At 56.4% G+C, this 13,222-nt stretch carries 15 protein-coding genes; 6 read left to right on the top strand and 9 right to left on the bottom strand.

The window, feature by feature from the left end; translation table 11 throughout:
- Positions 1-9 precede the first annotated feature (9 nt).
- The 4 genes from ACIQT8_RS13575 to ACIQT8_RS13560 all read right to left on the bottom strand — a co-directional run bounded on the left by ACIQT8_RS13575 (position 10) and on the right by ACIQT8_RS13560 (position 1,954).
- Positions 10-387: a DUF305 domain-containing protein gene (locus ACIQT8_RS13575; RefSeq protein WP_262524601.1), complete on the bottom strand. Its 378-nt coding sequence runs from the start codon at positions 385-387 to the stop codon at positions 10-12.
- A 60-nt stretch (positions 388-447) separates the two neighbouring features.
- Positions 448-822 (bottom strand): hypothetical protein, encoded by a 375-nt coding sequence (locus tag ACIQT8_RS13570; protein WP_400966011.1) that lies wholly within the window; start codon positions 820-822, stop codon positions 448-450.
- A gap of 42 nt (positions 823-864) precedes the next feature.
- On the bottom strand, positions 865-1,629 hold the full coding sequence (locus ACIQT8_RS13565; RefSeq protein ID WP_400966009.1) for a hypothetical protein: 765 nt from the start codon (positions 1,627-1,629) through the stop codon (positions 865-867).
- Between the two features lie 79 nt (positions 1,630-1,708).
- Positions 1,709-1,954 (bottom strand): DUF2798 domain-containing protein, encoded by a 246-nt coding sequence (locus ACIQT8_RS13560; protein ID WP_138794646.1) that lies wholly within the window; start codon positions 1,952-1,954, stop codon positions 1,709-1,711.
- Positions 1,955-2,196: 242 nt separating this feature from the next.
- Here ACIQT8_RS13560 and hisS point away from each other — a divergent pair, with 242 nt between their 5' ends.
- From hisS to hisG, 4 genes are read left to right on the top strand one after another with little or no spacing between them, the layout of a single operon-like run.
- A complete protein-coding gene (hisS, locus tag ACIQT8_RS13555; RefSeq protein WP_400966005.1) occupies positions 2,197-3,720 on the top strand; it encodes a histidine--tRNA ligase in 1,524 nt (507 codons plus the stop codon).
- Positions 3,721-3,724: 4 nt separating this feature from the next.
- Positions 3,725-4,093, top strand: coding sequence for a VOC family protein (locus tag ACIQT8_RS13550; RefSeq protein ID WP_400966002.1), 369 nt, complete (start codon positions 3,725-3,727; stop codon positions 4,091-4,093).
- Between the two features lie 16 nt (positions 4,094-4,109).
- On the top strand, positions 4,110-5,237 hold the full coding sequence (locus tag ACIQT8_RS13545) for an ATP phosphoribosyltransferase regulatory subunit (protein WP_400965999.1): 1,128 nt from the start codon (positions 4,110-4,112) through the stop codon (positions 5,235-5,237).
- Positions 5,234-5,932 carry an ATP phosphoribosyltransferase gene (gene hisG / locus ACIQT8_RS13540; RefSeq protein WP_400965996.1) on the top strand — a complete coding sequence of 233 codons (699 nt, stop codon included), beginning with the start codon at positions 5,234-5,236 and terminating at the stop codon, positions 5,930-5,932. The genes ACIQT8_RS13545 and hisG overlap by 4 nt, the downstream gene beginning before the upstream one ends.
- A gap of 118 nt (positions 5,933-6,050) precedes the next feature.
- Here hisG and ACIQT8_RS13535 read toward each other — a convergent pair whose 3' ends face one another.
- The 5 genes from ACIQT8_RS13535 to ACIQT8_RS13515 form a co-directional block, all read right to left on the bottom strand.
- The gene (locus ACIQT8_RS13535) at positions 6,051-6,497 is read right to left on the bottom strand and encodes a DoxX family protein (protein WP_400965993.1); all 447 of its coding nucleotides are present in this window, start codon (positions 6,495-6,497) and stop codon (positions 6,051-6,053) included.
- Positions 6,498-6,671: 174 nt separating this feature from the next.
- Complete coding sequence (locus ACIQT8_RS13530) at positions 6,672-7,094, bottom strand: hypothetical protein (protein ID WP_400965990.1); 423 nt, start codon at positions 7,092-7,094, stop codon at positions 6,672-6,674.
- 539 nt (positions 7,095-7,633) lie between these two features.
- Positions 7,634-9,271, bottom strand: a complete 1,638-nt coding sequence (groL, locus tag ACIQT8_RS13525; RefSeq protein WP_138794653.1) for a chaperonin GroEL — start codon at positions 9,269-9,271, stop codon at positions 7,634-7,636.
- Positions 9,272-9,346: 75 nt separating this feature from the next.
- A complete protein-coding gene (gene groES / locus ACIQT8_RS13520; protein ID WP_138794654.1) occupies positions 9,347-9,643 on the bottom strand; it encodes a co-chaperone GroES in 297 nt (98 codons plus the stop codon).
- A 205-nt stretch (positions 9,644-9,848) separates the two neighbouring features.
- Positions 9,849-10,970, bottom strand: a complete 1,122-nt coding sequence (locus ACIQT8_RS13515) for an acyltransferase family protein (protein WP_400965986.1) — start codon at positions 10,968-10,970, stop codon at positions 9,849-9,851.
- 191 nt (positions 10,971-11,161) lie between these two features.
- Between ACIQT8_RS13515 and ACIQT8_RS13510 the strand changes: the two genes are divergently transcribed.
- The gene (locus tag ACIQT8_RS13510; protein ID WP_400965984.1) at positions 11,162-12,010 is read left to right on the top strand and encodes a TIGR01459 family HAD-type hydrolase; all 849 of its coding nucleotides are present in this window, start codon (positions 11,162-11,164) and stop codon (positions 12,008-12,010) included.
- A 13-nt stretch (positions 12,011-12,023) separates the two neighbouring features.
- A complete protein-coding gene (locus ACIQT8_RS13505; protein ID WP_400965981.1) occupies positions 12,024-13,004 on the top strand; it encodes a bifunctional riboflavin kinase/FAD synthetase in 981 nt (326 codons plus the stop codon).
- Positions 13,005-13,222 lie beyond the last annotated feature (218 nt).

The raw sequence follows: 13,222 nt of genomic DNA, 5'->3' as shown, positions 1-13,222 counted from the left end.
GTTTTGAGCTTAATGGCCGTTTGACTTGAGCCAGGCTTTCATCATGGCGATTTCGCCTTCCTGCGCTTTGATGACCTCTTCCGCCAGTTTGCGGATTTCAGGGTCCTTGCCGTATTGCAATTGAACCTTGGCCATATCGATTGCACCCTGATGATGCGGGATCATGCCTCGCACGAAATCCACATCGGCGTTACCGGTGTAGTCCATGGACATGTCGCCGTGCATCTTCTTGCTGGCTTCCATGAAAGCCTTGGTCGATCCGGTTTCTGTTGCTGCACCCTTCGACATGTCGTGTCCGGCATGACCGCTCGCATCCTGTGCGAGCAGGGGCATAGCGGTTGCTGCTGCGGCAAAGACGGCGCCGATGACTGTAAGTTTGATGGACATGAGGTATCCTTTCCGTGTCTCACGGAGTGTTTCGATAAGATTGAAGAAAAAACCGAAACGTCAGACGCGGGGCGGCGGAAGCGGCGGTGCGGGAACATTGCCAACGAAGGCGGTTCCAAGATCGGGATGCGGATAGGCGTAGAGCATTTTGCTCGCCTCGGCAAAATCCACCTGCGGAATCACGACAACGCAGGCCGCGCAAAAGGCTGCATGGCCTATATTGCTTCGATGTGGGCAGGGATCGCCAATACTCACATGCTGCTGCAGCGCAGGTTTGACCGCGACGGGTTCATGGTGGCCGTGTCCATTCTTCTCCACCATTGATCCATGCGCTGTCTGTCCCATGACAGGCACGACGCTCAGCGCTGCCTGCGCCGGCATGTAGGCGTAGAGCAGGCAGGAAAGAAGCATCAATGTGCGGATCAACAAACGCATGACGACGAGTTTACAACCGCGATTGTGAAAGAACAAAGGCGATCACGTCAGTTCTTTCGCTATGACGTGATGAACGATGCGATAATCCCGGCTTTCTTCACCGAAAGGCGCAAGCGGCCAATCCCAAGTGGCTGCCGGATTGGCAATCTTGACGCCGTGCAGCAGGTCATCCTGTTGCTGGACCGTCCCGTCCTTGCCTATCACGTCAAAGGCGATATCGGTCAGAAGGCACGTCTTGCAGGGAAGGCCCGAAAGTGCGTCGAGATGTGTTTCTACGAGCCTTGGCAGCAAATTCTCAGGGACGTTTGCCGGGTTTTCGCGCTCCAGCCTGTTGCGTGCGCCGGTCGCGATCTGAGAAAGCAGATTGGCAGATACGACCAGGTCGAGATAAGGCACGCGTCTTATGAATTCGAGCGGCTCCGCTGTTCGACCGGCCAGGATCTCGTCGTAACCCGAGAGATCGCGGTTCGAAATGCGAACGTTTTTCTTGGCATTGGCCCGCATCTTGAACTGAACACTGGCAAGATGCACCAGATCGACAAGCACAACGGTATCGAACATTGCGACCAGTGGTTTGTAGGGTACATCCCGCAGCAAGCCTGAGCCGAGAACGACGGCGGTTCGTCGCTGTTTCAGTCTTCGCGCCGATTGCAGGATGAATTGCTGGCTGTTTCGTTCATGCTCGGCCCAGTCCGAAGCGCAACGATTGGCCCGCGACCAGAGGTTTACGGAGTATCGCACATAGGGCCGAAACGCCTTCGGTGTCATCGCACGGGTTGCGGCATACTGGAGGGCTTCGAGAATCATGATGCCTTTATCGTGATTTTGCAGGCGGACGGAAAGGGCATGTCGAGAATACCGCGCTCAAGCGGAGCGCGGTATCGCATCAGGCGCGATAAGGGGCAACAAGGAACCCGACGATCCTGCGCACCAGCGGCAAGACAAGAAGAAGCGTCGGGAACGCGACCACCCAGGAAAGCCCCCATGCGGACATCCATTCCCGAACTGAAAAATCGCTAAAGCCGACAGCCTTGAAGGTGGCGATCAGCGAGACAATGAAGGTCATGATGATGGACAAGATCAATGGCGTCAGGATCGCGGCATATTTTGCGGGCAAGCGTGACAGTTTCATAAAAGCTTCGCTTTCTGGAAAATCGTCTTCATGGACAGCACCTTTGTCAGCGCCCTCCGGAAAGACGAAGGGTTAGGTGCGTTGCTTGACGTCAGACGCTTACGGTTGCGAGACGCAACGGATAAGCGACTAACAGATGGTCTGGTGGTTCGCAAGCGTGAAGGCTGCCTTTGCGGCTTGCCGCACAGGGCTTCATCCTCTAAGACACCGGCATAATTTCAGGAAAATATCGGACCGGCATCATGAGCGAAAAAGCAAAAAAGCCTCAGAAACTGAAAGCCCGCCTGCCGCGCGGCTTCGTGGATCGTTCGGCTGCCGATATCCATGCCACCAATGAGATGATCGAAAAAATCCGTAAGGTTTACGAACTGTACGGTTTCGATCCGGTGGAAACACCGCTGTTTGAATACACCGACGCGCTTGGCAAGTTTCTGCCCGATAGTGATCGCCCGAATGAAGGCGTGTTCTCTCTGCAGGACGATGACGAGCAGTGGATGAGCCTGCGTTACGATCTGACCGCCCCGCTTGCCCGTCACGTCGCCGAAAACTTCAACGAGATTCAGCTTCCCTATCGCACCTATCGTGCCGGTTACGTTTTCCGCAACGAAAAGCCGGGCCCCGGCCGCTTCCGCCAGTTCATGCAGTTCGATGCCGATACGGTCGGTGCGGCTGGCGTGCAGGCGGATGCCGAAATGTGCATGATGATGGCGGATACGCTGGAAGCGCTTGGTATCAAGCGCGGCGATTACGTTATTCGCGTCAACAATCGCAAAGTTCTGGATGGTGTCATGGAGGCCATCGGTCTCGGTGGCGATGAAAACGCTGCGCGCCGCCTCAATGTCCTGCGCGCCATCGACAAGCTCGACAAGTTTGGTCCCGAAGGCGTCCGTCTGCTGCTTGGTCCGGGTCGTAAAGACGAGTCCGGCGATTTTACCAAGGGCGCGGGTCTCGGCGATGAGCAGATCGAAAAAGTTCTGTTTTTCGTAGGTATCAAGGACTATGCGGTAAGCGCCGACGATCTCGCCAAGCTGGTTGCCGGTACGTCCAAGGGTGAAGAGGGCGTTGCGGAACTGAACATCATTGGCGCACTGGTATCGGGCGCCGGTTACGATGCAACGCGCATCAAGATCGATCCGTCCGTTGTCCGTGGTCTCGAATATTACACCGGCCCTGTCTACGAGGCTGAACTGACATTCGATGTCACCAATGAAAAAGGCGAAAAGGTCGTATTCGGCTCCGTCGGTGGTGGTGGCCGTTACGATGGCCTCGTTTCCCGCTTCATGGGTCAGCCCGTTCCCGCAACCGGTTTCTCCATCGGTGTGTCGCGTCTGATGACCGCTCTGAAGAACCTCGGAAAGCTCGGTCAGGCAAAGCCGCTCGCTCCGGTTCTCATTACCGTCATGGATGGTGACGTGGAAAGCATGGGCCGTTACCAGCGCTTCACGCAGGCGCTGCGTGCCGAAGGTATCCGTGCCGAAATGTACCAGGGCAACTGGAAGAAGTTTGGCAATCAGCTGAAATATGCAGATCGTCTCGGGTCGCCAATTGCCATCATCCAGGGCGGCGACGAGCGTGCCGAAGGTGTGGTTCAGATCAAGGATCTGATCGAAGGCAAGCGGCTTTCCGGCGAGATCGAGGACAATGCCACATGGCGTGAGGCGCGTGTGGCGCAGATTACGGTGTCGGAGGCCGATCTGGTTGCGAAGGTTCGCGAAATTCTGGCGCATCAGGCAGAGGACGTTCGTCGCGCCGCCGAAGGGCAGTAATGGCATGGCTATACTCGCGCTCGATCACGTTCAACTGGCGATGCCGGCGGGCCGGGAACAAGAGGCGCGAGCCTTCTATGCCGGTCTGCTCGGACTTGCCGAGCAGACGAAACCAGCCAATCTGGTGGGACGAGGCGGTTGCTGGTTTGCCCTCGGGGCGGTGAAGGTTCACCTTGGCGTCGTGCAGGATTTCGTTTCGGCGGGTAAGGCCCATCCCGCCTTTATCGTCGATGATCTGACGAAACTTCGAAAAACACTTGAAACCGCAGGCTACCATGTGGTTGAGGATGAGCCGTTGGAAGGGTATCACCGGTTCTATGTCCATGACCCCTTCGGTAACCGCATCGAAATGATGCAGCCGCTCGCACCGTGACGAAAAGTACCGTTTCATGCCCCTGATCGACATGCCGGAATTTACCGGAGAGCTTCTCGAAGAATTTGCCGCACGCCGCACCAGTCGCGTGAACACGCCTGTTATTCAGCCGGCGGAGCCTTTCCTTGATATGGCTGGCGAGGATTTGCGTCGCCGTATCTTCATGACGGAAAGCGAAACGGGCGAGAGCCTGTGCCTGCGGCCCGAATTCACCATTCCGGTCTGTCTGCGCCATATTGAAACGGCGACCGGCACGCCGAGGCGGTATTCCTATCTCGGCGAGGTGTTCCGTCAGCGCCGCGAAGGCTCGAACGAATTTTATCAGGCAGGGATCGAGGATCTCGGCGATCCGGATATTGCCGCCTCAGATGCCCGTGCCGTCAGCGATGCGACCGCCGTGTTGAAGCGACTGCTGCCTGGCCGCACTTTGACTGTTACTCTTGGAGACCAGCAGGTTTTTGAGGCCGTCGTTGCAGCGCTTGGTTTGCCGCTTGGTTGGCAAAAGCGCCTGGTACAGGCGTTTGGCGATATGGCGCAGCTTGAGGCGCTGCTCGACAGCTTGGTGCACCCCAAACCGATGACGGGACTTGATGCACGTGTCGCCGGTCTTCTCGCCACAGGTGAAGAAAAGGTGCTGGTCGATTACATCGACAGCGTCATGCAGGAAACCGGTTATTCGACCAACGCCAGCCGCTCGCCGCAGGAAATTGCCCGTCGCCTGCGCGAAAAACTGGCGCTTGCCGCGACCCGTCTGCCGGATGAAAGCTTTGGCCTGTTGAAACAGTTCCTGTCGCTGCAGGCACCTTTGCCGGAAGCTTCGAGGACGCTCGCCGATTTTGCCGAAAAAGCGAAGCTGAAACTGGATGGTGCTCTGTCTGCATTCGACAAGCGCGTTGCCGCACTCGCCAATGCAGGCGTAGCACTGGAGACGGTCACTTATCGCGCGGCATTCGGCCGCCCGCTTGATTATTATACCGGCCTCGTTTTCGAAGTGGTGGAAGCTGGCGGTGATAGTGTTCTGGCAGGCGGCGGTCGCTTTGACCGGCTGCTGACGCTTCTAGGCGCAAAGGAAAAAATACCGGCGGTTGGCTTTTCGCTATGGCTGGATCGCATCGAAGCGATACGCGGGAGTGACGCGCTGTGATTACCATTGCACTGCCCTCGAAGGGCCGCATGAAAGAAGATGCCTCCGCTGTTCTGGAACGCGCCGGGCTGAAGGTTGCAGCGATCGGCAACGACCGCTCATATCGCGGCCGCGTTGAAGGTCGAGACGATATCGAGATTGCTTATCTGTCGGCTTCGGAGATCGCTCGCGAGATCGGCGCGGGTACGGTGGATTTCGGTGTGACCGGCGAAGATCTGGTGCGGGAAGGACTGACCAATGCCGATGCGCAGGTCGAATTCTGCGCCCGCCTTGGTTTTGGTCATGCGGACGTCGTGGTTGCTGTTCCGGAAATCTGGCTCGATGTCGATAGCATGGCCGATCTCGGTGACGTTGCCTCGGAGTTCCGTGCGCGTCATGGCCGTAGACTGGCTATTGCCACAAAATACTGGCGGCTGACGCAGCAGTTCTTTTCGCGCCAGCACGGCATTCAACTGTATCGCATCGTCGAGAGCCTTGGCGCGACAGAAGGTGCTCCTGCTGCGGGTCAGGCGGATATCATCGTCGATATCACCTCGACCGGTTCGACGCTCAAAGCCAATCACCTGAAAATTCTCTCTGATGGCATCATCGTTCGCTCAGAGGCCTGTTTTGTCCGGGCCCGTAAACCGGAACACGACAGTAACCCGGTGATCCTCGAGGTCGCAGAACGCGTAAGGTCGGCGCTGCAGGCCTGAGATATCGGAGAGGAGGCGCGATATTCTGAACGCAGATTCAGGTCTCGTCTTCGCGACTTTGAAACATAAAGAAACCGCCGGATCGCTCCGGCGGTTTTTTGTTTAGGCTTCGCTTGTGTCAGGCGTGGGCAACCGCGGCGCCGCGCTTTGCATCGACCGAGTAGGTGCCAGCGCCGAAAGCGACGAGCAGAAGATAGGCACCGGCAAGCGTGATGTTCTTCATCAGCATGATGCCGTTAAGCGCGTTGATCCAGCCGAGTGCCGGGTCAGGCCAGCCAGGAACCGCAACGGTGCCGCTGTGGAAGACGAGGCCGGTGAACACGCAGAATACGGCAAGCGCGAGTGCAGCGACCTTGGTCTGGAAACCGACCAGAATGGCGAGACCGGCGACGAGTTCGAACAGGCCTGCAACATAGGCAAGCAGGGTCGCGGCAGGAAGACCGGCGCCGGTGATCATACCTGCTGTGCCGGACGGGTCGGTCAACTTGCCGAAACCGGAATAGATGAAGATGAAGGAAAGCAGAATGCGGGCGATAAGAACGAGAACGTTCTGGCTGTTGGACATGGTTATCTCCAGTAATTGAGCGGCGCGTTTGCCGGGGCTGTATGGCGATGTCTGGAGATATTAATGACGCAAATAGCGCTTCGCAGAAAGATGAACAACGGAAGACAAATTGTCTTCATTAAGTGAACAATTGCCGCCCAAAAAAGCTGGCACAGATTGCTCGCCTCCCATTATTCAGGCGGCGAAACGCATGTTTTCAAAACGCGGAAACAGGAAGAAGCCGGAAATCTGCCCATGCCGTCCTTCATCGAAGCCGGAGGATTCTCCCATGCAGATTACCGGCTGCTGAGCGGCAGCCGGTGTCAGCAGATTGGTGGAGAAGCAGAAGCGTGACGGTGCTGTCGATGCCTGCTCAAACAATTCCAGGACCTTTGCGTGGTGACTGCGATCGTAACAGCGGATCAGAGTCAGCAGGCCGCACTCACCATGCGGCAACCCGTGCATGAAACATGCGTGTTCGCCAAGCATGATGACGCCACTCGAGAGGTCACTGCTCCACGCTTCGGAAATGAAAAAATTGGACAGGCTTTGGCCCATGTCAGGCTGGTTTGCTGGAAACGCGGCAAGGGCGTCGTGGCGTCTTGATATCTTGAACAACTCGCTCCCCGCATGAATCCTGGTTCAGCTTCCGTCTGTCGGGACGTTTGACTGGGTTGAATCCGATGTCGCCGCATCCGCTTTCAGCCAATGTCTCCATGGAGAAATATCCACGGCTCGATGGCACCGTTGCGGTTTTTATGCGGGCTGACTTATAGTTTCTTTTTCGTATACAACAACAACTTAATCGCGAAAAAATTTAGAATAACATGTATTTTTATATCAGATTTGCCAATTGCCATCAAAAACAATCAATATGTGACGGCATTCGATAGAAGTGAGCCGAAAATACCATGCAATGTGACGCGATTCGCGCGCTTAATGCGAGCATCACCTTCATTTAAAACAAAATGCGGTGCGTCAAGGCTCTCCATGTCTCAAAAAGAAACAATATAGAGTGCGTGTCGGTTTTACGCGAGATTTCGACCGTCAGGGCCAGACAAAGGTCGATTAAGCTGAGCGCCCCGCTTGAGCAGACGCAACAAAAAAGGGCGATCCGAAGATCGCCCTTTCTTGAGACTGTCCGGAGACAGGACTTCTTAGAAGTCCATGCCGCCCATGCCGCCCATGCCGCCGCCTGGAAGCGCCGGAGCGTCCTTCTTCGGCAGTTCAGCAATCATGGCTTCCGTCGTGATCAGCAGCGAAGCAACCGAAGCTGCGTTCTGCAGAGCGGTGCGAACAACCTTGACCGGGTCGACGATGCCGAGCTGGATCAGGTCGCCGTATTCGCCCGTCTGAGCGTTGTAGCCGTAGTTGTCTTCGTTCTTCTCGAGGATCTTGCCAACAACGATGGAGGCTTCGTCACCTGCGTTGTCAGCAATCTGGCGAACCAGAGCCTGAAGTGCACGGCGAACGATGTTGACGCCAGCTTCCTGATCGTCGTTTTCGCCCTTGACGGAGATCTTCGTGGAGGAACGCAGCAGGGCAACGCCGCCGCCCGGTACGATACCTTCCTGAACAGCAGCGCGCGTCGCGTTGAGAGCGTCGTCGATGCGGTCCTTCTTTTCCTTCACTTCAACTTCAGTCGAACCGCCAACGCGGATAACGGCAACGCCGCCAGCGAGCTTAGCAAGGCGTTCCTGCAGCTTTTCGCGGTCGTAGTCGGAAGAGGTTTCTTCGATCTGAGCCTTGATCTGGGCAACGCGACCTTCGATGTCGGACTTCTGGCCCGAACCGTCAACGATCGTGGTGTTTTCCTTGGAGATCGAAACCTTCTTTGCCTTGCCGAGCATGTCGAGCGTGACGTTTTCGAGCTTGATGCCGAGGTCTTCGGAGATCACGGTACCACCGGTCAGGATGGCGATGTCTTCGAGCATGGCCTTGCGACGGTCGCCGAAGCCAGGAGCCTTGACAGCAGCGATCTTGAGGCCGCCACGCAGCTTGTTGACGACGAGCGTCGCAAGAGCTTCGCCTTCTACGTCTTCAGCGATGATGACGAGCGGCTTGCCGGTCTGAACGACAGCTTCGAGAACCGGCAGCATAGCCTGAAGGTTCGAGAGCTTCTTCTCGTGGAGCAGGATGTATGCGTCTTCGAGGTCCGCAATCATCTTTTCCGGGTTGGTAACGAAGTAAGGCGACAGGTAACCGCGGTCGAACTGCATGCCTTCAACGACTTCAAGTTCGGTTTCAGCAGTCTTGGCTTCTTCAACGGTGATGACGCCTTCGTTGCCAACCTTCTGCATTGCTTCAGCAATGTCGAGACCGATCTGACGCTCGCCGTTAGCAGAGATCGTGCCGACCTGTGCAACTTCTTCCGAGGTGTTGATCTTCTTGGCCTTTGCCTGCAGGTCCTTGACGACTTCTGCAACAGCGAGGTCGATACCGCGCTTCAGGTCCATCGGGTTCATGCCGGCAGCAACTGCCTTTGCACCTTCGCGAACGATGGCCTGTGCCAGAACGGTCGCGGTGGTGGTGCCGTCACCGGCGATGTCGTTGGTCTTGGAGGCAACTTCGCGAACGAGCTGTGCGCCCATGTTCTCGAACTTGTCTTCCAGTTCGATTTCCTTGGCGACGGAAACGCCGTCCTTGGTGATGCGCGGTGCGCCGAAGGACTTGTCGATAACGACGTTACGACCCTTCGGGCCGAGGGTGACCTTTACTGCGTCAGCGAGAATGTCGACGCCCTTGAGCATCTTTTCGCGTGCGCCGCGGCCGAATTTTACTTCTTTGGCTGCCATTGTTCAAAACTCCTGGTTTCGAATGACCGGAACGGTATCCGGCATAAATTTAAGGAAACGACGGGTTCGGCCAGATCAGCCGATGATGCCCATAATGTCGGATTCCTTCATGATCAGAAGGTCTTCGCCATTGAGCTTGACTTCGGTGCCGGACCACTTGCCGAACAGAACGCGGTCGCCAGCCTTGACGTCGAGAGCGACAACCTTGCCGGACTCGTCACGTGCGCCAGAACCGACAGCGACGATTTCGCCTTCCTGCGGCTTTTCCTTTGCGGTATCGGGAATGATGATGCCGCCCTTGGTCTTTTCTTCGGACTCAACGCGACGAACGACAACGCGGTCGTGCAGCGGGCGGAAATTGGTGCTTGTCATTGTCTAATCCCTCGATCAAATGACTTGGTGCGGTTTTGAACGCACATGATGGTTGTTAGCACTCACCTTGCTGGAGTGCCAGCCAAGCCGAGATAAGGAGGCCTTCTGTCCGAGTCAAGGACGGCCCCCCGGAAAAATTTCCTGCCTTATGGTTAGCAGCGCTTCATGACAGAAATTTCCGCTCGCAAAAGGTGATCTGTGCTCATCATTCGACAGTGTTCGAAGACCTCGCCCTGCCATCTGTTGTGGTAACGGGCTGCGGCTTGTGTGTGCTTGAGCGGTAAAACGGTGCTTCCACGTATTTCTGCGTCAGATAGGCAAAAGGGATGGCTGTGGCGAAGGTCAATGTTGCAAGCAGGGCAAAATAGGTCGCCTGATCGAGCCCCTGATTATTCAGGAGATACATCCAGCCATATAGCGGGATCATGTGCAGCAGGTAGAGTGGATAGGACACCGTTCCGAGAAACGTCATGGCCGGATGTTCGAGGAAACGTGTTACGGGCCCTTTCTGACGCTTCTTGTCGCGAACCATCAGTGCACCGCCAAAAATGAAGATCCATGCGCCCATGGCAAGATCAAACCAGCCGACGGCGGCTGCGAGCGGAATGACGATCAGCGGTGAAAGCAGCGGCTGATTTTTCCAACGCATGTTCCAGAGATAGTAGCTGGCAATGCCGAGCGCGAAGTAGATTGCGTAGTTGGCAAGGATGGCAGCATTCGGCCAGCGTTTGAGATACCAAACGGCAACAACGGTAAAAACCGTAAAGGCGATCCGCAACGCCTTGCTTTGATGATGCAGGAACCAGAACACAATCGGCGCGATCACATAGAACTGGAACTCGGTTGAAATATTCCATGCCTGGCCGAGGAATGCGTAAGCGCCGAGCGGCAGCCAGCTATCTGGCACAACGCCATGCAGCATGGTGACATGGGCAAGGCTGTTCCACTCCCAATCCGCGAAACTGTTGTTGAGGATGGCAATACGCCCGGCATTGCGGGCGCTCTGGAAATCGGCCTGGATCAAGGCTTCATAGGCGATCCAGGCAAAGGCAATCGAAAGGACGAATGCAAAGATATAGGCTGGATAAATCCGCTTCAGGCGGCGGGATATGTACGTCGTGTAGTCTTCCGAAAGCGACGACATCATCACGAAAATCACGAAGCCGCTCATGATGCAGAAAATCTGCACCCGGATTTTTTCGTTGATGAGCGGTTTGAAGACGCCCATCGCATCAGGATCGATCCCGGCTGCCGGCAAAAGATGGACAACCACGACCCATGCCGCCAGCAGTCCACGCAAGCCTTCGAGCTGATCTATTCGCTTCATGGCTCATCCTCCATATGAGCCAGCCCCGCGCACATAAAACCATCTCGATGCCGCGATCACAACATGTTGCATTGCAAAAAATCAAAATGCGGCTCTCGCGGCAGCGCACCGTAGGCATTCTTTTTTTCTTGCCATCGCTGCCGGGCTTTGCGATGTCAGCCGTGTCTCCTTCAGCATCTGGAAAGCGTATCATGGCCCATCGCATTGCAACCCTCGGCGAAATTACCGCGGAGTTTGACGTTGTTCTCTCCGACGTCTGGGGCGTTCTGCACAATGGCGTCGCGGCCTTTCCCGATGCGGCCAAAGCACTGCAAGCAGCCCGCGAGGCCGGCAAGACGGTGGTGCTGATTACCAACTCACCGCGTCCGGCCCCCGGTGTCATTACGCAGTTGCGTGCGCTTGGTGTATCGGATGAAGCCTATGATCGGATCATCACGTCTGGCGACGTTACGCGCGGTCTGATTGCTGAAGGCCCGGAAAAGGTGTTCCTGCTCGGTCCTGAACGTGACCTGCCGCTGCTCGACGGTCTAGCGGTTGAACGTGTCGGCGAAGCTGAGGCGCAATCGGTGGTCTGCACCGGATTTTTCGACGACGAGACGGAAACACCGGAAGATTACACCGACATGCTGAAGGGCTTTATCGCCCGCAAGGTGCCAATGATTTGCGCGAACCCCGATCTGGTGGTCGAGCGCGGCGAGCGTATCATCCCCTGTGCCGGGGCCATGGCCGCTTATTACGAACAGCTCGGCGGTGAGGTCCGCATTGCCGGAAAACCGCATTCACCGATCTATGATGCCTGCCTTGCCGCAGCCAAAGACGTTCGTGGTAATTTCGACAAGACACGGGTGCTTGCCATTGGCGATGGCATGCCGACTGATGTGAAGGGTGCGATTTCGAGCGGTCTGGAACTGCTCTATATCAGCGGCGGTATCCACGCCGCCGAATACACTCTGAATGGCCAGACGGATGAGGCATTGTTGAATGCCTATCTGAAAGGACAGGGTGCAGCACCCGGCTGGTGGATGCCGCGTCTGGCGTAAGGGTGGGGCTGTCATGACCGTCTTTCATCGCAATGAGAAAAAAGAGCCGCTGCCAGAAAATCTGCGTGGTGGCGTCATCGCCATCGGCAATTTTGACGGCGTGCATCGCGGTCATCGTGCCGTTTTGGATCGCGCGTTGGAGTTGGCGGAAGCGCGGGGTGTTCCGGCGCTTGTGTTGACATTCGAGCCCCATCCTCGTTCGGTGTTTCGTCCTGACACTCCGGTTTTCCGCCTGTCGCCAGCCCCTTTGAAGGCGCGACTTCTGGAGGCGATCGGTTTCCAGTCCGTCATCGAATATCCGTTTGATCGTGCGTTTTCCGAACGGTCTGCCGACGAGTTTGTCAAATCCATCCTCGTCGACTGGCTGGGCGCCAGTGCAGTGGTGACCGGTTTTGACTTTCATTTCGGCAGGGGCCGGGAAGGTGGCCCGGCATTTTTGATGCAGGCCGGCAAACGTTATGGGTTCGACGTCACGTTGGTTGATGCCTTCCGGGATGAGGGAGCCGATGTCGTGTCGTCCAGCCGTATTCGTGATCTTCTGTCTGAGGGCGATGTCTCCAGTGCGGCGGGTCTGTTGGGATATCGCTTCACGGTCGAGGCCGAAGTCATCGGTGGTCAGAAGCTTGGTCGCACACTGGGTTTTCCGACGGCCAATATGTCGCTCCCTCCCGAAACTGAACTGAAGGCTGGCATCTATGCTGTTCGTTTCCGCCGGACGGATGGAAGCCTTCATGATGGTGTCGCGAGCTTCGGTTATCGTCCGACGGTCACCGAAAACGGTGCTGCTCTGCTGGAAACATATGTCTTCGACTTTTCCGGCGATCTCTATGGTGAAGTCTGTTCAGTGTCTTTCTTCGGCCATCTGCGCGACGAACTGAAGTTCGAAGGCCTGGAGCCACTCGTCGCCCAGATCAGGCAGGACGAGGAAGAAGCGAGAGCGCTGCTCGCGGGCGTTCGGCCTTTAACCGAGTTGGACGCGAAAATAGCCTTTTGACGTAGCAATTGCATGATTTGTCGGCGGCTGCGTCATACAAAGCCCTGCAACATCATACAAACAACTTCCTTTTTGCCCGGAAAGGTCTTAAACAACCGGTCATGCACCAATATCGGTCGACGTTCATATCCCGAATTATTGGCCCGGCCTTCCGCCCGCTCTGAGAGCCGGAAGGTCCGGGATTTTGGTGCTTGTCAAAAGCACCCTCCGTTTTGCCC

The organism is Agrobacterium sp. NPDC090273, assembly GCF_044772305.1.
Classification (GTDB): domain Bacteria; phylum Pseudomonadota; class Alphaproteobacteria; order Rhizobiales; family Rhizobiaceae; genus Agrobacterium.
The sequence above is the reverse complement of the archived record's forward strand: the minus strand, read 5'-3'. Positions and strand labels throughout refer to the sequence as shown.

Bases quoted from the DNA above. Each gene is read 5' to 3' on its own strand.
- ACIQT8_RS13545 (WP_400965999.1), top strand. From the start codon at position 4,110: ATGCCCCTGATCGACATGCCGGAATTTACCGGAGAGCTTCTCGAAGAA.
- groES (WP_138794654.1), bottom strand. From the start codon at position 9,643: ATGACAAGCACCAATTTCCGCCCGCTGCACGACCGCGTTGTCGTTCGT.
- ACIQT8_RS13565 (WP_400966009.1), bottom strand. From the start codon at position 1,629: ATGATTCTCGAAGCCCTCCAGTATGCCGCAACCCGTGCGATGACACCG.
- ACIQT8_RS13505 (WP_400965981.1), top strand. From the start codon at position 12,024: ATGACCGTCTTTCATCGCAATGAGAAAAAAGAGCCGCTGCCAGAAAAT.
- ACIQT8_RS13560 (WP_138794646.1), bottom strand. From the start codon at position 1,954: ATGAAACTGTCACGCTTGCCCGCAAAATATGCCGCGATCCTGACGCCA.
- groL (WP_138794653.1), bottom strand. From the start codon at position 9,271: ATGGCAGCCAAAGAAGTAAAATTCGGCCGCGGCGCACGCGAAAAGATG.
- ACIQT8_RS13510 (WP_400965984.1), top strand. From the start codon at position 11,162: ATGGCCCATCGCATTGCAACCCTCGGCGAAATTACCGCGGAGTTTGAC.
- ACIQT8_RS13515 (WP_400965986.1), bottom strand. From the start codon at position 10,970: ATGAAGCGAATAGATCAGCTCGAAGGCTTGCGTGGACTGCTGGCGGCA.
- hisS (WP_400966005.1), top strand. From the start codon at position 2,197: ATGAGCGAAAAAGCAAAAAAGCCTCAGAAACTGAAAGCCCGCCTGCCG.
- ACIQT8_RS13535 (WP_400965993.1), bottom strand. From the start codon at position 6,497: ATGTCCAACAGCCAGAACGTTCTCGTTCTTATCGCCCGCATTCTGCTT.
- ACIQT8_RS13570 (WP_400966011.1), bottom strand. From the start codon at position 822: ATGCGTTTGTTGATCCGCACATTGATGCTTCTTTCCTGCCTGCTCTAC.
- ACIQT8_RS13550 (WP_400966002.1), top strand. From the start codon at position 3,725: ATGGCTATACTCGCGCTCGATCACGTTCAACTGGCGATGCCGGCGGGC.
- ACIQT8_RS13575 (WP_262524601.1), bottom strand. From the start codon at position 387: ATGTCCATCAAACTTACAGTCATCGGCGCCGTCTTTGCCGCAGCAGCA.